General features: G+C 69.6%; 23 protein-coding genes. 13 read left to right on the forward strand and 10 right to left on the reverse strand.

The annotated features are described in order from the left end of the window. Positions 1–4: 4 nt before the first annotated feature. Entirely contained in the window at positions 5–1,795 is a 1,791-nt protein-coding gene (gene leuA, locus BJY18_RS25495; RefSeq protein WP_184782480.1) for a 2-isopropylmalate synthase, read from the reverse strand. A 241-nt stretch (positions 1,796–2,036) separates the two neighbouring features. Between leuA and BJY18_RS25500 the strand changes: the two genes are divergently transcribed. After that, positions 2,037–2,414, forward strand: coding sequence for a hypothetical protein (locus BJY18_RS25500; protein WP_184782481.1), 378 nt, complete (start codon positions 2,037–2,039; stop codon positions 2,412–2,414). 7 nt (positions 2,415–2,421) lie between these two features. Here BJY18_RS25500 and BJY18_RS25505 read toward each other — a convergent pair whose 3' ends face one another. Then, positions 2,422–3,012, reverse strand: coding sequence for a nitroreductase family protein (locus tag BJY18_RS25505; protein ID WP_184782482.1), 591 nt, complete (start codon positions 3,010–3,012; stop codon positions 2,422–2,424). A 233-nt stretch (positions 3,013–3,245) separates the two neighbouring features. Here BJY18_RS25505 and BJY18_RS25510 point away from each other — a divergent pair, with 233 nt between their 5' ends. After that, a complete protein-coding gene (locus BJY18_RS25510; protein ID WP_184782483.1) occupies positions 3,246–4,511 on the forward strand; it encodes an aspartate kinase in 1,266 nt (421 codons plus the stop codon). Then, complete coding sequence (locus tag BJY18_RS25515; RefSeq protein ID WP_246458972.1) at positions 4,511–5,548, forward strand: aspartate-semialdehyde dehydrogenase; 1,038 nt, start codon at positions 4,511–4,513, stop codon at positions 5,546–5,548. The genes BJY18_RS25510 and BJY18_RS25515 overlap by 1 nt, the downstream gene beginning before the upstream one ends. A gap of 45 nt (positions 5,549–5,593) precedes the next feature. On the opposite strand, the gene BJY18_RS25520 is transcribed toward BJY18_RS25515, so the two are convergent. Beyond that, positions 5,594–5,782 (reverse strand): hypothetical protein, encoded by a 189-nt coding sequence (locus BJY18_RS25520; RefSeq protein WP_184782484.1) that lies wholly within the window; start codon positions 5,780–5,782, stop codon positions 5,594–5,596. Between the two features lie 205 nt (positions 5,783–5,987). On the opposite strand from BJY18_RS25520, the gene BJY18_RS25525 reads away from it, so the two are divergent. Continuing rightward, on the forward strand, positions 5,988–6,365 hold the full coding sequence (locus BJY18_RS25525) for a DUF8711 family protein (protein ID WP_184782485.1): 378 nt from the start codon (positions 5,988–5,990) through the stop codon (positions 6,363–6,365). A 222-nt stretch (positions 6,366–6,587) separates the two neighbouring features. Here the strand turns inward: BJY18_RS25525 and BJY18_RS25530 are convergent, their stop codons facing one another. Beyond that, on the reverse strand, positions 6,588–7,799 hold the full coding sequence (locus tag BJY18_RS25530) for an MFS transporter (RefSeq protein ID WP_376774769.1): 1,212 nt from the start codon (positions 7,797–7,799) through the stop codon (positions 6,588–6,590). 108 nt (positions 7,800–7,907) lie between these two features. Then, positions 7,908–8,492 (reverse strand): nitroreductase family protein, encoded by a 585-nt coding sequence (locus BJY18_RS25535; RefSeq protein WP_184782487.1) that lies wholly within the window; start codon positions 8,490–8,492, stop codon positions 7,908–7,910. Between the two features lie 461 nt (positions 8,493–8,953). On the opposite strand from BJY18_RS25535, the gene BJY18_RS25540 reads away from it, so the two are divergent. After that, complete coding sequence (locus BJY18_RS25540) at positions 8,954–9,469, forward strand: hypothetical protein (protein WP_184782488.1); 516 nt, start codon at positions 8,954–8,956, stop codon at positions 9,467–9,469. Positions 9,470–9,530: 61 nt separating this feature from the next. On the opposite strand, the gene BJY18_RS25545 is transcribed toward BJY18_RS25540, so the two are convergent. Then, entirely contained in the window at positions 9,531–10,592 is a 1,062-nt protein-coding gene (locus tag BJY18_RS25545; RefSeq protein WP_184782489.1) for an alpha/beta hydrolase, read from the reverse strand. Between the two features lie 185 nt (positions 10,593–10,777). Between BJY18_RS25545 and BJY18_RS25550 the strand changes: the two genes are divergently transcribed. From BJY18_RS25550 to BJY18_RS25570, 5 genes are all read left to right on the forward strand, one after another. Next, positions 10,778–11,350 (forward strand): NADPH-dependent FMN reductase, encoded by a 573-nt coding sequence (locus tag BJY18_RS25550; protein WP_312873957.1) that lies wholly within the window; start codon positions 10,778–10,780, stop codon positions 11,348–11,350. A gap of 133 nt (positions 11,351–11,483) precedes the next feature. Beyond that, positions 11,484–11,906 carry an organic hydroperoxide resistance protein gene (locus BJY18_RS25555; protein WP_184782490.1) on the forward strand — a complete coding sequence of 141 codons (423 nt, stop codon included), beginning with the start codon at positions 11,484–11,486 and terminating at the stop codon, positions 11,904–11,906. A 32-nt stretch (positions 11,907–11,938) separates the two neighbouring features. Then, on the forward strand, positions 11,939–12,415 hold the full coding sequence (locus tag BJY18_RS25560; RefSeq protein WP_184782491.1) for a Dps family protein: 477 nt from the start codon (positions 11,939–11,941) through the stop codon (positions 12,413–12,415). 90 nt (positions 12,416–12,505) lie between these two features. Continuing rightward, on the forward strand, positions 12,506–13,897 hold the full coding sequence (gene gad / locus BJY18_RS25565) for a glutamate decarboxylase (protein ID WP_184782492.1): 1,392 nt from the start codon (positions 12,506–12,508) through the stop codon (positions 13,895–13,897). A gap of 19 nt (positions 13,898–13,916) precedes the next feature. Next, a complete protein-coding gene (locus BJY18_RS25570) occupies positions 13,917–14,543 on the forward strand; it encodes a TIGR03085 family metal-binding protein (RefSeq protein ID WP_184782493.1) in 627 nt (208 codons plus the stop codon). Positions 14,544–14,560: 17 nt separating this feature from the next. On the opposite strand, the gene BJY18_RS25575 is transcribed toward BJY18_RS25570, so the two are convergent. The 4 genes from BJY18_RS25575 to BJY18_RS25590 form a co-directional block, all read right to left on the reverse strand. Next, positions 14,561–15,070, reverse strand: coding sequence for a hypothetical protein (locus BJY18_RS25575; RefSeq protein ID WP_184782494.1), 510 nt, complete (start codon positions 15,068–15,070; stop codon positions 14,561–14,563). 227 nt (positions 15,071–15,297) lie between these two features. Further along, on the reverse strand, positions 15,298–15,738 hold the full coding sequence (locus tag BJY18_RS25580) for a hypothetical protein (RefSeq protein WP_184782495.1): 441 nt from the start codon (positions 15,736–15,738) through the stop codon (positions 15,298–15,300). Between the two features lie 43 nt (positions 15,739–15,781). Further along, complete coding sequence (locus tag BJY18_RS25585; RefSeq protein ID WP_184782496.1) at positions 15,782–16,237, reverse strand: hypothetical protein; 456 nt, start codon at positions 16,235–16,237, stop codon at positions 15,782–15,784. Between the two features lie 71 nt (positions 16,238–16,308). Continuing rightward, positions 16,309–18,156, reverse strand: a complete 1,848-nt coding sequence (locus tag BJY18_RS25590) for a S9 family peptidase (protein WP_184782497.1) — start codon at positions 18,154–18,156, stop codon at positions 16,309–16,311. Between the two features lie 39 nt (positions 18,157–18,195). On the opposite strand from BJY18_RS25590, the gene BJY18_RS25595 reads away from it, so the two are divergent. From BJY18_RS25595 to BJY18_RS25605, 3 genes are read left to right on the forward strand one after another with little or no spacing between them, the layout of a single operon-like run. After that, positions 18,196–18,939, forward strand: a complete 744-nt coding sequence (locus tag BJY18_RS25595; protein WP_184782498.1) for a methyltransferase domain-containing protein — start codon at positions 18,196–18,198, stop codon at positions 18,937–18,939. A 59-nt stretch (positions 18,940–18,998) separates the two neighbouring features. Beyond that, on the forward strand, positions 18,999–19,415 hold the full coding sequence (locus tag BJY18_RS25600) for a helix-turn-helix domain-containing protein (protein WP_184782499.1): 417 nt from the start codon (positions 18,999–19,001) through the stop codon (positions 19,413–19,415). Next, positions 19,412–20,263 carry an alpha/beta fold hydrolase gene (locus BJY18_RS25605; RefSeq protein WP_184782500.1) on the forward strand — a complete coding sequence of 284 codons (852 nt, stop codon included), beginning with the start codon at positions 19,412–19,414 and terminating at the stop codon, positions 20,261–20,263. Before BJY18_RS25600 ends, BJY18_RS25605 begins: the two co-directional genes overlap by 4 nt. Positions 20,264–20,363 lie beyond the last annotated feature (100 nt).

The raw sequence follows: 20,363 nt of genomic DNA on the forward strand, positions 1-20,363 counted from the left end.
CGGATCAGCGGTTGGCCCGGTTGACCGCGCTCACCACCGCGCGCAGCGACGCGGTGACGATCGACGGGTCCACGCCCACGCCCCAGAACACGCGGTCGGAGATCGCGCACTCGATATAGGACGCCGCCCGCGAGTCGTCACCCGGGCTGAGCGTGTGTTCGCTGTAGTCCAGCAGCCGCAGGTCATAGCCCACTGTGGACAGTGCGTCGAAGAACGCCGCGATCGGGCCGTTGCCACGGCCGGTGATGTCGTGCTCGTCGCCCTCGACCTTGACCGTGGCCTCGAGGTCGTACTCGCCGCCACCGCTGTCGGTCACCCGCTGCTTGATCAGCTCCAGCGGGGTCTTCGCGGCCAGGTATTCGGTCGAGAACGCGTTCCACATCGTCGCCGGGTCGACCTCGCCGCCCTCGGTGTCGGTGTAGGCCTGCACCACCTTGGAGAACTCCATCTGCAGCCGCCGCGGCAGGTCCAGCTGGTGTTCGGCCTTCATGATGTAGGCGACGCCGCCCTTGCCGGACTGCGAGTTCACCCGGATCACGGCCTCGTAGCTGCGGCCGACGTCCTTCGGGTCGATCGGCAGGTACGGCACCTCCCAGCCGTACTCCTCGACGGGGGTGCCCGCCTTGTCCGCGGCGTCCTTCAACGCGTCCAGGCCCTTGTTGATCGCGTCCTGGTGGCTGCCGGAGAACGCGGTGAACACCAGGTCCCCGCCCCACGGCGAGCGCTCGTGCACCGGCAGCTGGTTGCAGTACTCGACGGTCCGCTTGATCTCGTCCATGTCGGAGAAGTCGATCTGCGGGTCGACGCCCTGGCTGTAGAGGTTCATGCCCAGCGCGACCAGGTCCACGTTGCCGGTGCGCTCCCCGTTGCCGAACAGGCAGCCCTCGATCCGGTCCGCGCCCGCCGCGTACCCCAGCTCGGCGGCGGCGATCCCGGTGCCGCGGTCGTTGTGCGGGTGCAGCGACAGGATCACCGAATCACGGCGTTCCAGGTTGCGGCTCATCCACTCGATCGAGTCGGCGTAGACGTTCGGGGTGGCCATCTCGACCGTGGCCGGCAGGTTGAGGATCACCGGCTTCTCCGGCGTCGGCTGCCAGATCTCGGTGACCGCGTTGCACACCTCGACCGCGTAGGACAGTTCGGTGCCGGTGTAGGACTCGGGCGAGTACTGGAACCGGAAGTCCGTGTCCGGCTGCTTCGCCGCCAGCTCGACCACCATTTCCGCGGCCTGCGTCGCGATCTTCTTGATGCCCTCGCGTTCCTCGCGGAAGACCACGCGGCGCTGCAGGATCGACGTCGAGTTGTAGATGTGCACGATCGCCCGCGGCGCGCCTTCCAGCGCCTGGAACGTCCGCTCGATCAGCTCGGGACGGCACTGGGTCAGCACCTGGATGTGCACGTCGTCCGGGATCGCGCCCTCGTCGATGATCTCGCGGACGAAGTCGAAGTCGGTCTGCGAGGCGGCCGGGAAGCCGACCTCGATCTCCTTGTAGCCCATGCGTACGAGCAGGTCGAAGAACTTGCGCTTGCGGGCGGGCGACATCGGGTCGATCAGCGCCTGGTTGCCGTCGCGCAGGTCGACCGCGCACCACAGCGGGGCACGCTCGATGCGCTTGCCCGGCCAGGTGCGGTCCGGCAGCTCGATGTTCTCGACCAGCTGGTGCCACGGCCGGTAGCGGTGCACCGGCATGGAGGTGCCGCGCTGGGAGTTCCACGAGGGTTGCCCGGCGGGCGCGGGACGCGAGGGCGTACGGATGCGGCTGGTGGACGTGCGGGGATCGGTGCTGCTGCTCATTGCTGGGAAATCTCCTGGTCAAGGGTGCGGTTGACCGGCACCACGAAGCCCCGCGACGAGGAGCCGGTCGGATCAGGCCCCGTCGCGGCAGCGAAGCAGGAGAGCGCGAGCCACGTGCCCACCTTAACCACCGGCGTCCCCGGTTGGGAAGGCGGCCGCGCGATCGAACTGTTACGTCCGGTGCCCGTCAGGTGTTACCAGCGGGTAGCGGCAGGCCCGGCGACGTGCCAGACTGCCCGGCATGGGCGAGCATGCCGAATCGGCGAAGGGCGAGGACACCGAGGTGCGTGCCAAGCGCGCGCCGGTGAACTGGCGACGCACCCGTGAGCAGGGGTTTTCCTTCGTCGCCTCGGTGGTGCGCTGGGTCGGCCTGGTGTTCGCGGCGATCCTCGTCCTGCACGTGATCTTCGTGATCGGCTCCGCCAACCCGGGCAACGGCATCGTGTCGTTCGTCCGCAGCTGGGCCGACGGACTGTCCCTCGGCTTCCGCGACCTGTTCACCCCCAGTGACGAAAAGCTGCGCGTCCTGGTGAACTACGGCATCGCGGCGATCTTCTGGCTGGTCGTGTCCGCGATCCTGGCGAAGATCCTCCGCCGCATCGGCGGCTTGGGTTCCTGACGCGGCTTCACAGCGCGGGAGTGCCCCACCCGTCGCCGAAGGCGAACTCCGCCAGGGGTAGTCGCCGTCGTGGGGCCAGTTCTCGTTCCACTCGCTTCGGGTCGCCCAGCACCGAGGCGTCGGCCGGGGTGCCCACCGCGATCGCGACGCGGGGCACGGCGTCCGCGGGCAGGGCGAACTCCGCGCGGACCGCGTCCGCGGAGAAGCCGGCCATCTGGTGTGCGGCCAGGCCCAGCTCCACCGCCTGCACCACGAGGTTCTCGCTGGCCAGCCCCAGCCCGTACTCGGCGTAGGGGACCTCGCCCTTCTCGTTCGTCGTCACCATCACCCCGACCAGCAGCGCGCTCGCGCGCAGCGCCCACGCCTGGTTGCCGGAGTTGAGCGTGGCCAGGATGCGGGTGAACGCGGGTTCACCGCGGCGGCCGACCAGGTACCGCGCCGGTTGGGTGTTTCCGAAGGACGGTGCCCAGCGGGCCGCCTCCAGCAGCGCGGTCAGCTGGTCGTCGGTGATCGCGGCGGTCTCGTCGAAGGCACGGGGGCTCCAGCGCTCGGCGATGGCCGGCGCGACGGGGACGCTCGTCTCGGCTGGTTTGCGCACGCTTCGCACCGTAGTACGGCGGGAGTGCTCTCTATCACTCCGGCGGAAGCCCTCCGAGTATTTCCGTGGCATTAAGGAAAATTTACTTCCGAAGGGCACCGTCCGGGCGACCGCGGCCACTCGATGGGGTGGCGAGCCGATGCCGCGCCGGTAGGCTTTGCCCCACATGAAGGGACGCGGGGGCTCCTCGGTGCCCGCCAGGAGCAGACCCGGCCCGTCAAGGAGGTTCGGGCGTGGCCCTCGTGGTCCAGAAGTACGGCGGATCGTCGCTGGAAAGTGCCGATCGGATCAAGCGCGTGGCGGAACGGATCGTGGCCACCAAGAAAGCGGGCAACGACGTGGTGGTCGTCTGTTCCGCGATGGGTGACACCACCGACGAGCTGCTTGATCTTGCGCAGCAGGTGAATCCGGCCCCGCCGGAGCGGGAGATGGACATGCTGCTCACCGCCGGTGAGCGCATTTCGAACGCGCTGGTCGCGATGGCCATTTCCGCGCAGGGCGCGCAGGCCTGGTCGTTCACCGGTTCCCAGGCAGGCGTGGTCACCACGTCGGTGCACGGCAACGCGCGCATCATCGACGTCACCCCCAGCCGCGTCACCGAGGCGCTGGAACAGGGTTACGTGGCCCTGGTCGCCGGTTTCCAAGGCGTGGCACAGGACACCAAGGACATCACCACCCTCGGCCGCGGTGGTTCGGACACCACAGCGGTCGCCCTCGCCGCGGCGCTGAACGCCGACGCCTGCGAGATCTATTCCGATGTGGACGGTGTGTACACCGCGGACCCGCGGATCGTGCCGGACGCGCGGAAGCTCGACACCATTCCGTACGAGGAAATGCTCGAGCTGGCCGCGAGCGGGTCGAAGATCCTGCATCTGCGTTCGGTCGAATACGCGCGCCGTTACGGCGTGCCGATCCGAGTCCGTTCTTCCTACAGCGACAAGCCGGGCACCACAGTGGCCGGATCGATCGAGGAGATCCCCGTGGAACAAGCGCTGATCACCGGAGTGGCACACGACCGCTCGGAAGCCAAGATCACGGTCACCGGGGTGCCGGACCACGCCGGCGCCGCCGGTCGCATCTTCCGCGTGGTCGCCGCCGCCGAGATCGACATCGACATGGTGCTGCAGAACGTGTCCAGCACCTCCTCCGGGCGCACCGACATCACGTTCACGCTGTCGAAGGCCAACGGCGCCAAGGCGGTCAAGGAACTCGAGAAGATCAAGGCGGAGATCGGCTTCGACACGGTGCTCTACGACGACCACGTGGGCAAGGTTTCCCTTGTCGGCGCGGGAATGCGTTCGCACCCCGGTGTCACGGCCACGTTCTGCGAGGCACTGGCCAACGCGGGCGTGAACATCGAGATCATCAACACCTCGGAGATCCGCATTTCCGTGCTGATCCGCGACGCGCAGCTGGACGAGGCGGTGCGCGCGATCCACGAGGCGTTCGAACTGGGCGGCGACGAGGAAGCCGTCGTGTACGCGGGGAGTGGTCGCTGATGGCAGGGCTTCGGATCGGCGTGGTCGGCGCGACCGGCCAGGTCGGTGCTGTGATGCGGAAGCTGCTCGATGAGCGGGATTTCCCGGTCGAGCAGATCCGGTACTTCGCCTCGTCCCGTTCGGCGGGGCGCACGCTGCCGTGGCGTGGCGAAGAAATCACGGTGGAGGACAGCGCCACCGCGGATCCGTCCGGTTTGGACATCGCGCTGTTTTCCGCTGGCGGCGCGACTTCGCGTGAGCAGTCCCCGCGGTTCGCCGCGGCAGGCGTGACGGTGGTCGACAACTCGTCGGCCTTCCGCGGCGACCCGGATGTGCCGCTCGTGGTGAGCGAGGTCAACCCGGAGGCCATCAAGGAGGCGCACAAGGGAATCATCGCGAATCCCAACTGCACCACGATGGCCGCGATGCCGGTGCTGAAGCCGTTGCACGACGAGGCGGGGCTGGTGCGGCTGATCGCCAGCACCTACCAGGCGGTGTCCGGCAGCGGGCTGGCCGGGGTGGACGAGCTGGCCGCGCAGGTCAACGCCGTCGCGTCGCGGGCGGCCGCGCTCACCCACGACGGTTCGGCGGTGGATTTCCCGGCTCCGGCCAAGTACGTCGCGCCGATCGCGTTCAACGTGCTGCCGATGGCGGGTTCGGTGGTCGACGACGGCACCAACGAGACCGACGAAGAACAGAAGCTGCGCAACGAAAGCCGCAAGATCCTCGGTATCCCGGAGCTGCTGGTGTCCGGTACCTGCGTGCGGGTGCCGGTGTTCACCGGCCACGCGCTGTCGGTGAACGTGGAGTTCGAGCGTCCCATTTCGGCGGAGCGTGCCACCGAACTCCTCGCGCACGCGCCGGGTGTGCAGCTGACCGACGTGCCGACGCCGTTGCAGGCGGCCGGTGCCGACCCGAGCTTCGTCGGCCGCATCCGCGCCGACCCTGGCGTGCCGGACGGACGCGGGCTGGTGCTGTTCGTGACCGCGGACAACCTTCGCAAGGGTGCCGCGCTCAACACCGTGCAGATCGCCGAACTGGTGGCAGCCGGTCGCTGACCGGTCCGAACGGTGCCCGGCCCCGATCTCGGGGCCGGGCGCGGTTCACTTCGTCGGCTTTTTCTGCCGTGGCCGGACCGGCGGCATGCCGAATGCCGCGCGCAGCTCCGGATTGTGCACGGGCCGCAGTACCGCTTGCATCAGCAGGCCCCACAGCAGCAGCCCGGCAGGCGCGCCTGTTCCGCCGGATCCCGAGCTCATGGCGAAAGCCAGGATCGTGCCGATCAGCAGCACCGCCTGTGCGGCGATGCTCCGGTCACGGAAGAACCGCCCTTCCTTCGAGGTCGCGCACCGCCCTCGGCGGCAATGGGGCGAGTGCACCACGAACGTTCCGGGACGGGTCCCACCGCGTTCGTGTGGCCGGGAAGTCAGTTGGACCGGGCACCTCCCGCGGGCGAAACCGGTCCCGGTCCGCCCACAGGACCGCTACCCTTGGCGTATGAAGAGGTGGGGAGCGCTCGCCGTACTGGCGATCGGGGGAACGTTGATGGCCGGGTGCGCCCAGGTGGACTCGGCGGTCGAGGGGGCGGGCTCGGCCGTGGACAAGGTTTCCGCGTGCACCGAGGCGCTGGGGCTGGCGGACCTGAACCCGCTCGTGGACCCGGCCAAGCTGAAGGCCCGCGCGCAGGACAAGGAACGCCGGCTGCGTGACCTCGCGGGCGACGTGCAGGACAACGAGGTGAAGAACGCGCTGCTCGGCATGGCGGACTCGTACGTGCAGGTCCAGAAGGAACACATCGAGGACGCCGGCGTGATCGCCCGGTGGGCCAAGCGCAACGTGGCGAAACTCGACGTCCTGCGCAAAGCCTGCGGCTGACCTCGGCCTCGCGCTTCACTTCCTGCCTGCGCTGGACGGTTGCGCAGGTCGCCCTGCGTCCGGACCCGGCCGCGCTGGCTGCCCCGCGTCGAGACTCGGTTGTGCTGGTCGTTCGGCACCTCCCGCACGGCTCCACGGACGCTCCGGGACTTCGGGACGCGACGCGACGTGCAGGGTGCCAGACGCCGGTGCCGGGTGCCGATGCCGGGCGGGCCGGCTGGGTCAGCGGCGCGCCCGTAGCGCGGCGGCCAGTGCGGGGACCTTCGTGGTCCCGCGTCGTGCGGTCCACAGGAGTCCGATCGCGGCCAGGAGCAAGCCGCCGAGGCCGGCCGCGGCGAAGCCCCACGACGGGTTCGTCTGGTCGATCGCGAAGCCGACCACCGGGCTGCCCGCGGCAAGGCCCAGCCGGGTGGACGCGTCCTGCAGGCCCATTGCTTCGCCGCGGACCGCCGGTGGGGCCAGGGAGCTGACCGTCTCGGTGGTCGCGGCCAGCGTCGGGGCGCACAGCAGGTTCGTCGGGATCAGCGCGAGCATCAGCAGCCACCACGGCTGATCCGCCAGGCCAACCGGGATCACGAGCACCACCAGCAACACCATCAGCACGCCTTGGGGCAGCGAGCGCCGCACCGCGCCGTGCACGATGCCGCCGAGCATCGAGGCCGCGCACATCACCACGATGACCAGGCCGGTCCAGCCGACGTCGCCGTGCGAGCGCAGCGCGGCCAGCGTCGCGACCTCGGTGCCGACCAGGCAGAACAGCGCGCCCGCGGCGACGAGCAGGGTGGCCGCCAGCCGCCCGGACAACCAGCTCCGCAGCGGGGGCCGCACGGAACCGGCAGGGGCGAGCTCGTCCTCGTTGCGGATCGACGGGTTCAGCAGGTACGTCAGCAGAGCGGTGAGCCCGAACAGGACGCCGATCCCGCTGAGCGCGACCGTCGCCGACAGCGAGGTGATGGCCGCGATCCCGCCCGCCGGTCCGATCATGAACGAGGCCTCGACGAGGATCGTGTCCAGTGAGTAGGCCGCCCGCCGCTGGCCCGCTGGGACCAGCGCGGCCAGGATCTGCCGGGCCAGCGAACCGGCCGGCATGCTGAGCACGCCCGCGGGCAGCGCGCACACCACCAGCACCGGATACGAGAGGTGCGGCGCCGCGAACCAGAACGCGGTGGACGTCGTCCCGCAGGCGGCGACCACCGGACGCAGGCCGTACCGGTCGATGCAGCGCCCGACCAGCGGTGCGCCGAGCGCCGTGCCCAGGGTGGAGGCGGCGCCGACCACGCCCGCCGCGCCGTACCCGTGCCCGAGGTCGCTGACCACGTACAGGGTGAGCGTGACGCCGGTCATGGTCAGGGGCAGCCGCGCGAAGAACATCAGGGTGATCGATGGACGGACCCCTGGCACGGCGAGAACCCGGCGGTACGGCTGAAAAGGCACGTGCCCCATGAGAACAAGAGTTGGTACGCGCGTGCAACTTCTTTTTCCAGCGGGCGAGACCACGGCCCGCCACGAGCCGGCGCTCCTCTCCTCGATACGGCCGCTGGCTCACCACCGGCCGTAGTGGACGACCTCGCTGCGTGGCTTGCGTTTGCGGGTGTTCGGGGAGGCGCCTTCGGAGATCTTCCGGTCGTTGTCGTGGCCGATGGCGACGGCGCCGATGGGCACGTGCCCGGCCGGAATGCCGAACTCGGTGCGCAGCGTGTCGAAGTCCTCGTCCCCGATGCCGAAGTACACCGCACCGAGCCCCTCGTCCACCGCCGTCTGGAGGATGAGCAGGACCGCCATGCCGGTGTCGATGTACCAGAACGGAACCGGCCAGTGGTCCTCGCTGCGGTCGGTCCAGCCCTTGTCCTGCTCCGCGTACCGGTCGAGGTAGGCGTCCTTCACCGCGAACGGGACCACCAGCAGCGGGGCCGTCCGGTAGGCGTCCGCGGACCAGTGCCCCACCACTTCGGTGAACCGCTTGACCTCGTCGCCTCGCAGCACCAGGAAGGACTGCCCTTGCGAGAAGCCGGCCGACGGCCCGCGCACCGCGTTGGCCATGATCCGCCGGATGCTCTCGTCGGGCACCGGCTCGTCGGTGAACTCGCGCACCATGCGCCGCCGCCGCACCACGTCCTGAAACTCCATCGTTCCCCCTTGGCGCAGGTCCACGGAATGCAGTCCGGTCAGCCTAATGGCGTGGTGGCCCGACGAACGTCGGTTCCGGCCGCGCCGGACCGCACGTGCTGGCACGCCGGGTCGCTTGCCCGGGTGGCGGTGCGTGCGTGGGGGACGCCCCGGCCGGAGCAGTGGCGACACGCTGTCCGACGGAGTGAAGCGGGTAACCGGGAGCCAACTACCCCCGTGTGAGTGAGCGCGCCGTCCTTTCAGGGGGCACGGCTACCATGAGTCAATTTCAGAATCGGTCCCGATGATCTTCGGGGGGATGGACAAGCGATCCACGTTAATCAATTGCGGGGCTATTCGTCGTCGTCGGATTCGGCACGTGAGGGTGAGAAAATCTCACTGACCGGTGATCGGGTGGTGCTGGGCCGACACGGCGGGTATCGATTTATCCCGTCAGGTCCCCAGAGGCCAGGAGGTAGGGAATGAAAGGCAAGATCGGGCGAATCCTCGCCGTGGTAGCCGCCGGCAGTCTGCTCGCGGTGAGCACCTCGGGGATCGCTGCCGCGAGCCCCGCCGGCGGCAAAGGGTCGTCGTCCACCCAGGCAGTCGCCGCGCAGGTGCTGCAGATGCGCGATGATCTGACCAAGGTGGCGTACGCCGGCGACGTCGGCATGACCAGGGGCGATCTGGAGAAACTGAGCCCGGTGCTCGGCGATCTCGCGTCCGGCAAGCGTTACCAGGTCCAGTCCGAAACGCAGAACCTCTCGTCGGCGGCCAAGGTGCGCGCGGACGAGTCCAACCGCCTCCTGGCGGACCCGGCGGCCGTCCCGCAGCAGCTTCCGCCGCTGCCGCTGCCGCCGATCCCGGACCTGCCCGGCCCGCTGAAAATCGTGAGCGATCTGCTCAAAGCGGTACTCGGCGCCGTGACCGGCATTCTGGGCGGCCTGCTCGGATCCGTACCGGTGCCACCATTGCCGGTTCCCGTTCCGGCCACGTAAAAACGCGAACACGCCGAAAACCACCTCGTGGGCACTGCACCGGAAAAGCCGGTGCGACCGCTCACGAGGTGGTTTTCGTGTCCGCCAATCCCAGACGAAGCGCGCCGGCCACTTCCGACACGGCCTCGCGGAAGCGGGTACCGATCCCGGTGAAGCTGAGGAAACCGTGGATCAGGTCCTCCTGCCGACTCAGCGCCACCGATACGCCTGCCGCGCGCAATTTCTCCGCGTACGCCTCGCCTTCGTCGCGCAGTGGATCGAAACCGGCGGTGACCACATACGCCGGTGGGAGTCCACTGTGGTCGGACGCGAGGAGTGGCGAAAGCCGCGGATCGGCCTTGTCGGTACCTTCGGGCACGTAGTGGCCCTCGAACCAGGTCATCGATTCGTCGGTCAGGAACAGGTTCTCGCCGAACAGCGCGCGGGAGCGGCGCCGGGTGGTGAAGTCGACGGCCGGGTAGAGCAGCAGCTGGAACGCCGGCGCCGGGCCGCCCCTGCGGGTCGTCTCCAGTGCCACGACGGCGGTCAGGTTCCCGCCCGCGCTGTCGCCGCCCACCGCGATGCGGTCCGGGTCGGCACCCAGATTGGCGGCCTTGGCGTGCGCGAAGTCGAACGCGGCGAGCGCGTCGTCCGCCGCCGCGGGAAAGGGAGCTTCCGGTGCCAGCCGGTACTCAACCGACAGCACCCGCACCCCGGCGTGCTTCGCGAGGTAGCTCGCCGCGCCGTCGTGCGTGGTCCGGCTGCCGACCACCCAGCCGCCCCCGTGGTAGAAGACCAGCAGCCCGGACGGTTCGGGCAGCCCGTCCGGCGTGTACAGGGTGGCCTCGAGCGAAGTGTCGCCGGAGGGGATCGTGACCTCGCGAGTGGTGACGCCTTCGGTCCGCCTGCCGTTGATGACCAGCTGCCCGGCTTCGAGCATCGTGCGGGCGTTCGGGACCTCTCCGGTGCCCAGCCCGGCCCCGGAAACCTTCTGCAGCCGCAGCAGCACCTGCGCGTCGAGCGCGAGTTCCTGTCCGTCGATGCGCACCGGCCGTCCGGCGATCAACCGCCGCAGTGGCCTGGGCAGCGCGAAGACCAGCTGCGCGGCCGCGGCCTGGACACGGATCTGGAGCGGGATCGCCATCGTTCCTCCTCGACGCCGGATGCCCCGACGTTACTAGCGAGTAGGCAGCTCGGTCCAGTGGGCCGTTTCGTGTGACCCAGCACTCCCTCTCACATCCTGGTCCTCCACTTAGGTAGAGCAGTTAGCCTGGAGACGCAGGACGTCGAGACCACTTTCGGGTGGTCGTGGGACAAGGGACGGTGGACGTGACGGCAGCGAACCCGGTCAGGGTGCTCGGTATCGGCGGCTCGCTGCGCGAGGGTTCGCAGTCGGAGCGGGCGCTGCGGATCGCGCTCGACGCGGCCGCCGAACGCGGGGTCGTCACGGAGTTGATCCCGGGCCCGGAACTCGTGCTCCCGTTCTACGACACGGCCGCCGCCGAGCGGACCGAACGTGCCGTGCGGCTGATCGAGGCGGTGCGCCGGGCGGACGGGCTGATCGTCGTCTCACCGGGGTACCACGGCGCGTTGTCCGGGCTCGTCAAGAACGCCCTCGACTACGTGGAGGACCTGCGCGAGGACACCCGGCCCTACCTCGACGGCCGCGCGGTCGGGCTGGCCGCGGTCGCCTACGGCTGGCAGGCCGCGGTCACCACGCTCGAGCAGCTGCGCACCATCACGCACGCGCTGCGCGGGTGGGCCACCCCGCTGGGTGGTTCCGTCAACTCCGCCGAGACCAAGTTCGACGAGGGCGGCGGCGCCTCCGACGAGAAGACCGTGCGCACGCTCCGGCTCATCGGAGCCCAGGTGGCCGACCAGGCACTGCTGCGCTCGCGCTGAGGTTTCGCGCGCCTGCCGCCGGGTATTCCCGGGGTGATGCCTGCCATGCCGCGGCACTGATCCGCGGATGCGGGGCGTTCTCCTGATTGAGACGCTTTGACTCCAGGCGTCCCGACGAGGAGGTAGGCAACGGATGGCTGACGCGATCTACACCGCAGCGGCGACCGCACGCGGCGAGGGCCGCAACGGCGAGGTGACCTCGTCCGACGGGGTCATCGACGAATCGCTGGCGATCCCGAAGGAGATGGGTGGTCCCGGCGGGGACAAGACCAACCCGGAACAGCTGTTCGCCGCGGGCTACTCGGCCTGTTTCCTCAGCGCCCTGCAGGCCGTCGCGCGCGAGGCGAAGGTGCAGCTGCCGGCGGCCACGGTGACCGGCGAGGTCAGCGTCTACAAGAAGGACCCCGGCTTCCAGCTCGGAGTCCGGCTCACCGTCTCGCTGCCCGGCCTCGACCAGGGCCAGGCGGACCAGCTCGTGGAGCAGGCCCACCAGGTCTGCCCGTATTCGAACGCGACCCGCGGCAATATCGAGGTGGCGCTCAGCACCACCGTCTGAGCACCCCGAGGAAGACAGGAAGGACACCAGAGATGGCCCACTCTCCGATCAAGAGCCCGTTGGCGGAATCCGACAAGGAGATCACCGGCAACGCCCTGCAGGCGACCCTGGTGGATCTGGTCGACCTGTCGCTGATCGCCAAGCAGGCGCACTGGAACGTGGTCGGCGCCAACTTCCGCAGCGCGCACCTGCAGCTCGACGAGCTGGTGGCGACCGCCCGGCAGTACACCGACGCGGTGGCCGAGCGGGCGAACGCGATCGGCATCTCGCCCAACGGCAAGGCGAAGACCGTCGTGGAGAGCTCCGGCATTCCGGAGTACCCGGACAACTGGCAGTCGGTGGAGTCCACCATCACCGGTGTCGTCGCCGCGCTGGAGGCCCTGATCGAGCGGCTGCGCAAGCGTATCGACGAGACCGACAAGAGCGATCTGGTGACGCAGGACCTGCTCATCGAGATCACCCAGGAGCTGGAGAAGGCGCACTGGATGTGGCAGGCCCAGCAGGCCTGAGCACGCTTCACCCGGAAAGCCGTCCGCCGCGTGCGGGCGGCTTTCCGCGTGTGGTGGTCCCGGACCGGGCCGCGCAGTAGGTTCACCGGCATGGTGCTGCATCACGGGAAAACTCGCCGTACGGAACGGAAACCGGGGACGAATCCGTTGTATGCCGGGGCGAATCCGGCACTTGCCGCGGGGTTCAGCATGCCCCGCGACAAGCTCGGGGACGACTCGCTGCCGCCGGACACGGCTCTGCAGCTGGTGCGAGACGAGCTGATGCTCGACGGCAACGCGCGGCTCAACCTCGCCACCTTCGTCACCACGTGGATGGAGCCGCAGGCCCGCGAGCTGATGGCCGAATGCGTCGACAAGAACATGATCGACAAGGACGAGTACCCGCAGACGGCCGAGCTGGAGCGCCGGTGCGTGAACATCCTCGCGCACCTGTGGCACGCCCCCGATCCGGAAGACATCATGGGCTGCTCGACCACCGGTTCGTCGGAGGCCTGCATGCTCGCCGGCATGGCGCTCAAACGGCGCTGGTCGAAGCTGGGCCGCGGGGGCAGGCCGAACCTGGTGATGGGCGCGAACGTCCAGGTGTGCTGGGAGAAGTTCTGCGAGTACTGGGAGGTCGAGCCGCGGCTGGTGCCGATGGCGGGTGACCGGTTCCACCTTTCCGCCGAGGAAGCGGTGAAACGCTGCGACGAGAACACCATCGGCGTCGTGGCGATCCTCGGCTCCACGTTCGACGGCAGCTACGAGCCGGTGGCCGAGATCGCGGCCGCGCTCGACTCGCTGGCCGAGCGCACCGGCTGGGACATCCCGGTGCACGTGGACGGTGCCTCCGGCGCGATGATCGCGCCGTTTCTGGACGAGGACCTCGAATGGGACTTCCGGCTGCCGCGGGTCGCGTCGATCAACACGTCGGGACACAAGTACGGCCTCGTGTACCCGGGCGTCGGCTGGGTGGTGTGGCGCGACCGGGCGGCGCTGCCCGAGGAGCTGGTGTTCTCCGTGAACTACCTCGGCGGCGACATGCCCACGTTCGCGCTGAACTTCTCCCGCCCGGGCGCGGAGGTGGCCGCGCAGTACTACACGTTCGTCCGGCTCGGCCGGGAAGGATTCCGCGCCGTGCAGCAGGCGTCGCGGGACGTGGCCACGCACCTGTCCGCCGCGATCGCGGAGCTGGGGCCGTTCGAGCTGCTGACCCGCGGGGACCAGCTGCCGGTGTTCGCCTTCACCACCCGGCCGGAAGTGACCGGGTTCGACGTGTTCGACGTCTCCCGCAAGCTGCGTGAGCGCGGCTGGCTCGTGCCGGCCTACACGTTCCCGGCGGACCGGACCGATCTGGCGGTGCTTCGCGTCGTGGTGCGCAACGGCTTCACCCACGATCTGGCCGATCTGCTGCTCGAAGACCTGGTCCGCGCACTGCCCGAGCTGCGGCGGCAGCCCGAGCCTCAGCATGATCAGGCCACTTCGACCGCTTTCCACCACTGAACGGCGGTAACCTGGGCAGATGGGCCTTGCCGCGGACGAACGCCGACTGCTGAGCACGCTTCTCGACGAGGTCGGCCCGGACGCGCCGACGCTGTGCGAGGGCTGGCGGACGCGTGATCTGGCCGCGCACCTGGTCGTGCGTGAGCACCGGCTGGACGCGGCGCCGGGCATCGCCGTGCCCGCGCTGGCCGGCTACACGCAGCGGGTGCAGGACGGTTACGCGGCCCAGCCGTGGCCCGAGCTCGTGGAACAGGTCCGGCGCGGTCCGGCGTGGTACTGGCCTGCCGCGATCGGCCCGCTCGCGGAGCTGACCAACGCCGCGGAGTTCCTGGTGCACCACGAAGACGTCCGCCGCGCGCAGCCAGGCTGGCACCCGCGCCGGCTCGACCCCGCGCGGGCGGACCGGGTGTGGCAGCTGGCCCGCCAGGCGGCGAAACTGAACCTCCGCAAAACCCCGGTCGGTGTCGTCCTGCGCACCCCGGACGGCCGTTCCGCCGCCGTCGCCTCCGGCAGTCCGGTGGTCACCGTGACCGGAGAACCGGTGGACCTTCTGCTGTTCGTCTTCGGTCGCGACGCGGTAAAGCTGGGTTACGAGGGGGACGAGTCCGCGGTGGCCCAGCTGATTTCGGCCAAACGCGGGGTGTGAGGCCGACGGCGGCGTGGTCAGGCGGGCCGCAGCCGTTCCGGCCAGTGGAAGTCGAGGTCGGCGCCGCCGGACCAGACGCCGGCCAGCTCGCGTAGCCGATCGGTGGCGTCGCGGATTTCGCTGTCCTGCCAGGGAAACGAGTCCTCGCGCAGGACGCCCCATGCTTCCCGGGCCTCGGCCAGCGGGGTGCCGAGCCGATGTTCCACCGCGTGGTGCAGCACGCCGGACAGGCATTCCGCCACGCCGATCGAACGCTTCGCCGACCGGAACACGCGCTGACTGCGAACCCGGGCGTCGTGCCGAGTTTTTCCGCGCAGGACCACCATGTTGTCGAACACCCCACCGGCCGCGATGCAGCCGAAGACCCCACCGCCCCAGCCGAGCTCACGCTCGGCAACCGCATGCGCCAGATCATGCGGCACCCGCCACTTGCGCGAATACGAAGGGAGACCGAGCACAACCCCGTCCACCCGCCGGATACGCGTGTAACTCTCCCCCCGCGGATCATGCCGGAAGTGGATTTCCATCCCCCGAGCGTCGCTCAGGGATGGCACTGCGGGCCACTCATTTTCGTACCGGACGAGTCAGGCCCTGGTGACTCCCGGCACCAACTGCACCGCGCCCAATGCCGGGATCACCGCGGGGGTCATCGGCGACGAACTCCACGTCGTGCGCAGTGTTGTCGTGAAGAGCCCCGAGCCGGAGCCGCATTACTGTCCGGCCCAGCGTTGTCCGGGACGCCCAGCAGGCAAGATCAGCCGAGTGCCGCGCGGATTTCGTCCCACGGGGGAGGTCCGGCGATGCTGTGTGTGGTCGCGAGAAGTAGTCGGCCGACGACCCCGAACTGGATGGCGCCCTCGGACGCCCGCTGCGCTGCTGTCCGGAGAGCAGAGCCAGGTTCCCGGGGGAGTACGCCCACGAACAAATGAGTCGTCGACTCGGCGATCAGGTCGGTCCGGACCCAGTCGCCGCGAACTTCTCCGGTGCTGTCGAGAAAGTGGATGCCGTCCGAGGTCGGAGCGGTCGCGTAGAGCGCGTCGAGCGCCGCCGCGGTGTTGACCTGGAGAGTCTCGAACTTTCGTTCTCGCAGCTCTGGTGCGGGTTTCACCGGAATCGGCCGTGGTGGTTCCGCCGGCGCGTCGAACGTGAACAGATCGACTCCGATATGGTCACCGCCGGTGCAGGTCCAGGCCATGGTCACTGGATGATTTCCGTGGCGGCCCGACCAGTCGAGCATTTCACCCAGGCGCTTGCGCTGTTCCGCGGTAGGGCGGGTCATTCTCGATTGCCTCGACGATCGTCCGCGGGCTTCGCCGGCGATCGATCCGGTTCCGGTAGTCGCCGTCCCAGCCGTGCTCGCTACGCATCCCGGCAGTCAACAGGCCCAACCCCACTGATTCCGCAAAGAAGCTTCCGATGTGCCGCGCAGCCGACTGAATGTCCCCGGTTCGGGCGACCAGCCTTCCGTTCTTCGGTGTGCGGAGAAAGCTGAGCACCAGACGTAACTCGTGCTGCAGCACACGGTAGGCCATTCTGCGGCGAAGCCGGGCGGCGAGTGCGTTGACTTGTAACACTTCCGTCAGAGCCACCTGTAGCGGACGCTCATCAACGAGTCTGACCTCTGCGAGAACGAGGGTGCCGGAAGTTGTGTACTGACTGCTGCACCTGAAATCTCGGAGCGCGATCGTGGGCATCGATCGCATGTTAGCCGAAGGAGCCACCTCCGCGGGGCCGTCCGGGGAAGACGCCCGGACGGCCCCGATACTCAGCGCATCCCCAGCGCTCGCAGGGCGAAGTGGACCTCGATGGAGGTCTGCTTGATCGTCTCGGCGATCACCAGGGAGCCGTGGCCCGCGTCGTAGCGGTAGAACTCGTGCGGTGCCCCGCGTTTGCCGAGGCGGTCGAGGTAGTTCTCGATCTGGCGGATCGGGCAACGCGGATCGTTGTCGCCGGCCAGGACCAGGACCGGGGCGGCCACCGCGTCGACGTAGGTCAGGGGCGAGCACTCCCGGTACACCGCCGGTACGTCGGCCGGGGCGCCGCCGAACAGCGCTCGGTCGAACGAGCGCAGCTGCTCCATCTCGTCGTCGTAGGCGGCCACGTAGTCGGCCACCGGGACGCCGGCGACCCCGGCCGCCCAGCGTGTGGGCTGGGTGCCGAGTGCCAGCAGGGTGAGGTACCCGCCCCAGGAAGCACCGTTCACCACGCACTTGTCCTGATCGGACAGTCCACTCGAGACTGCCCAGTCGTGGACCGCGGCCACGTCCTCGAGTTCGGTGAGGCCGGGGCGGCCCTCGATCGCGTCACGCCACGCCGAGCCGTAGCCGGTGGAGCCGCGGTAGTTCACCTCGACCACGGCGAACCCGGCGTCGAGCCAGGTCGCGCGGTAGGCGGAGAACCGGTCCTCGTCCGCCGCGTGCGGGCCGCCGTGCAGGGAGAACACCGTGGGCAGCGGCCCTTCCGGCGCGTTCTCCGGGCGGGACACGAGTGCGTGGATCCGGCCCCCGACCCCCTCGACGAACGCGTCGGTGACCGGTGCCGAACCCGGCGCCGGCTCGCCCGGCGGCGTCAGCAGTACCGAATCGGCGCCTTCGGCGGTCCGCGCCCGCACCGCGGCCGGTTCGGCCGCGCTGGACCAGGAATACTCGACGGTGCCGTCCGGACGCACGCCCGCGCCGCCGATCCGACCCGGCGGGGTGTCCACAGAGGACAGCTCACCGGTGTCGAGGTCGTAACGGTAGAGCGAGCTGCGCGCCTCGTGGAAGTGCACCACCAGCAGCGCCCGCGCGTCCGGGTACCAGTCGGCCACGACCTCGCCGGGCAGGTCGATCTCCAGCTCGGTTTCGGTGTCCGCGCGCACGTCCCAGACGAGCAGCTCCTCGCGGCCGCGCCGTTCGTGCAGCACCAGCACCCGCTGGTCGCCCGGCAGCGGCGAGAACTCCAGCGCCTGCAGGCCCTTGCCCTCGCCGTCCCACTTCTCCGCGACGGTGGTGAAACCGTCGGTGGACAGCACGCGCAGCGCCGGGTGCCGGGAGTCGCCGTGCTCGGAATGCGAGATGGCCAGCAGGCTCTCGTCGCGCGACAGCGAGGCGATGCCCGCGTCGTCCTCGTGCTGGTAGAAGCGTTCGGTGGTGCCGTCGATCTTGGCGAACAGCTCGGTGCCGTCGTCGGTCGAGACGCCGGCCGCGATCACCCGTGCGCCGATCTCCAGCCCGGCCGGGTAGCCGTCGTGGATGTCCGGCAGCGCCTTGGCCGCGGCCGAGCTGTCGCCGTCGAACGGCTGGCTGCGCCAGGAGCCGAACTCGTCGCCGTCGGTGTCGTCGAACCACCAGATCGCCGAACCGTCCGGCGTGGGGGTGGCGTGCAGGGTGCCGTTGGGGCGGTCGGTGACGCGGCGGTGACCGCCGGTGGCGCGATCCCAGGCGTACACCTCCCAGACGCCGCTGGCGTTGGAGACGTACACGTTGGCGTCCGGGGCGTCGCGGGCCCAGTCGGGCACCGAGATGCGGGGTGCGTGGAAACGGGCTCGCCAGCGGTTTTCGGATTCGGCGTCGTCGAACAGGCGGTCCGGGACCACCGCGGGCGGATACTGGTTGCCTGACTGCGTGCTCACCCCTCGATCCTGCCACCTTCTGGCCGTACTGTGTGCGGGGTGCTGGAGGGTTACGCGCCGGGGTACGGCCATGATGCGGTGTCCATGATGGCGGCACGCACCGCGGCCGAGCGGGCGGCCTTCGCGCGGGCGCTGGTCGCTCCGGGGATGCGGGTGCTCGATCTGGGCTGCGGCCCGGGCTCGATCACCGCGGAGCTGGCCGCGGGCGCGCACGTCATCGGGGTCGACGCGCACCTCGCCGTACTACCCGGGTCGTCCACAGTGGACTTCGTCGCGGCGAGCACGTACGCCCTGCCGTTCAGCACGGCATCGGTGGACGTCGTTTTCTCCCACGCTCTGTTCGAACACCTCGCGGATCCGTTGGCGGCGCTTGCCGAAGTCCGGCGGGTGCTGTGCCCCGGCGGCCGCCTCGCTTTGTCCACTTCGGACTGGAGTCGGGCCAGGGTACGGCCGCGCAGCGCGAACGTCGACGCCGCCTTGCGTGGCCACTACCTCCTGCGACGCCGCGCGGGCGGCGACCCGTTCGCCGGCCGCGGCATCGGCACCTTGGTGGCGCAGGCCGGCTTCACCGGGATCTCCGAACGCGCGCGCTTCCGCGAGGACCTGCCGTATCGCTCCCTGGCCACCTACGTCGAGTCCCGCCTGGCCGCCGCCCTCGCCGATCCGGACCATCCGGACCGTGACCAGCTGACCTCGGCGGCCCGGTCCGCCTGGTCGTGGGTCCGCACCGCGGGCCCCGGTGACTTCGTCCAGTGCTGGCAGGAGCTCACCGCCACGCGCTGATCTTCCCTAACCTTCCTTATTAGGTGGCTTATTAGGGAAGTTTACGTCAGTATCGGGACATGACGCCGACCTTTTACTCAGCCGAGGAAGTCGCCGACCTCCTGGGGCTGCACGTCCGCACCGTCCGCGGCTACGTGCGGGAAGGCCGGCTGCCCGCGATGAAGATCGGCAAGCAGTACCGGATCGCCGCGGCCGACCTGGAGAGCTTCACCGGCAGCCGGCCACTCGAACGCGGTGCGCGCCGGGTGGAGGTCACCGCCGTGGTCCAGCTGGAAGATCTTTCCCCGGCACACCAGGACCGGTTGTCCACGCTCGTGCTGGCCGCCGTCAACGGCCCGAATCCCGGCCGCCCACTGCACGTGCACACGGCGCGGGACGAACACCACAACACCCTGAAGATCGTGGTCATCGGGCCCGCGGCGGAGGCCGCCCGGCTGATCGACCTGATCGCCACTTTCTCGGAGGCATCCGTATGACCGGCATCTACCGATCCGTCGCAGCCCGCCGCGCCGTACTGGAGGGCTATCGCACGTTCCTCGAGCAGACCGAGCGGGCGGACGAGACGACTGTGCCGACCAGGCACGGTGAGACTTTCGTCCGATCCAGTGGCCCGCCCGACGCGCCACCCGTGATTCTGTTGCACGGCGCGGGAAGCAACACCCTGGCCTGGGCCGCGGACTTCCCGGTCTGGTCGAAAACCCATCGCCTGCACGCGGTCGACGTGCTCGGCGAACCGGGCTTGAGCGCGGAGTCCCGTCCGGCGCTGGACACCGCGGCGCATGCGGAGTGGCTGGACGACGTGCTCGCCGCATTGGGCGTGACCAGCGCCGCGTTCGCCGGCATTTCGCTGGGCGGCTGGCTGGCAACCGACTACGCCCTTCGCCGTCCGGAGAAGGTCACGCGGCTGGCTCTGGTGGTGCCAGCCGGCATCGGCCGGCAGCGCTACCGAGCTCTGGCTGTTTCCTTGCTGCTGCAGCCTTTCGGCCGCCCCGGCCGCCGCCGGGCGATGAACTACGCCATCGGCCCGACCACCACGCCCATGGCCGGACCTTTCGCCGACTACGTGTTCACCGTGCAGCGTTCCTACCAGCCACGCCTGACGCCGGTGCCCCGCTTCACCGACGCTCAGCTCCGCACCCTGATCATGCCCGTGCTCACCATCGCCGGCGCCGCCGACCGCATGTTCGACAGCCAGGACACCGCAACCCGCCTGCACGCCGCGGCACCCCACTCCACCGTCACCCTGATCCCCGGCAACGGCCACCTCCCCACCGCTTACCAAGCCCCCATCCACACCTTCCTGATGACCAACCTGGAACGGTGACCCACTACTGGTGACCGACCTCGGTTGGTGCCCCACCTTGTGGGGGGCCAGGGGGCAACGCCCGCCTGGCGGGGGTCCGGGGGTTTGACCCCCGGAAAAC

The sequence above is a fragment of the Amycolatopsis jiangsuensis genome, assembly GCF_014204865.1.
Taxonomy (GTDB): domain Bacteria; phylum Actinomycetota; class Actinomycetes; order Mycobacteriales; family Pseudonocardiaceae; genus Amycolatopsis; species Amycolatopsis jiangsuensis.

Bases quoted from the DNA above. Each gene is read 5' to 3' on its own strand.
- leuA (WP_184782480.1), bottom strand. From the start codon at position 1,795: ATGAGCAGCAGCACCGATCCCCGCACGTCCACCAGCCGCATCCGTACG.
- BJY18_RS25500 (WP_184782481.1), top strand. From the start codon at position 2,037: ATGGGCGAGCATGCCGAATCGGCGAAGGGCGAGGACACCGAGGTGCGT.
- BJY18_RS25515 (WP_246458972.1), top strand. From the start codon at position 4,511: ATGGCAGGGCTTCGGATCGGCGTGGTCGGCGCGACCGGCCAGGTCGGT.
- BJY18_RS25525 (WP_184782485.1), top strand. From the start codon at position 5,988: ATGAAGAGGTGGGGAGCGCTCGCCGTACTGGCGATCGGGGGAACGTTG.
- BJY18_RS25535 (WP_184782487.1), bottom strand. From the start codon at position 8,492: ATGGAGTTTCAGGACGTGGTGCGGCGGCGGCGCATGGTGCGCGAGTTC.
- BJY18_RS25540 (WP_184782488.1), top strand. From the start codon at position 8,954: ATGAAAGGCAAGATCGGGCGAATCCTCGCCGTGGTAGCCGCCGGCAGT.
- BJY18_RS25545 (WP_184782489.1), bottom strand. From the start codon at position 10,592: ATGGCGATCCCGCTCCAGATCCGTGTCCAGGCCGCGGCCGCGCAGCTG.
- BJY18_RS25555 (WP_184782490.1), top strand. From the start codon at position 11,484: ATGGCTGACGCGATCTACACCGCAGCGGCGACCGCACGCGGCGAGGGC.
- BJY18_RS25560 (WP_184782491.1), top strand. From the start codon at position 11,939: ATGGCCCACTCTCCGATCAAGAGCCCGTTGGCGGAATCCGACAAGGAG.
- gad (WP_184782492.1), top strand. From the start codon at position 12,506: ATGGTGCTGCATCACGGGAAAACTCGCCGTACGGAACGGAAACCGGGG.
- BJY18_RS25570 (WP_184782493.1), top strand. From the start codon at position 13,917: ATGGGCCTTGCCGCGGACGAACGCCGACTGCTGAGCACGCTTCTCGAC.
- BJY18_RS25575 (WP_184782494.1), bottom strand. From the start codon at position 15,070: ATGGAAATCCACTTCCGGCATGATCCGCGGGGGGAGAGTTACACGCGT.
- BJY18_RS25580 (WP_184782495.1), bottom strand. From the start codon at position 15,738: ATGGCCTGGACCTGCACCGGCGGTGACCATATCGGAGTCGATCTGTTC.
- BJY18_RS25585 (WP_184782496.1), bottom strand. From the start codon at position 16,237: ATGCCCACGATCGCGCTCCGAGATTTCAGGTGCAGCAGTCAGTACACA.
- BJY18_RS25600 (WP_184782499.1), top strand. From the start codon at position 18,999: ATGACGCCGACCTTTTACTCAGCCGAGGAAGTCGCCGACCTCCTGGGG.
- BJY18_RS25605 (WP_184782500.1), top strand. From the start codon at position 19,412: ATGACCGGCATCTACCGATCCGTCGCAGCCCGCCGCGCCGTACTGGAG.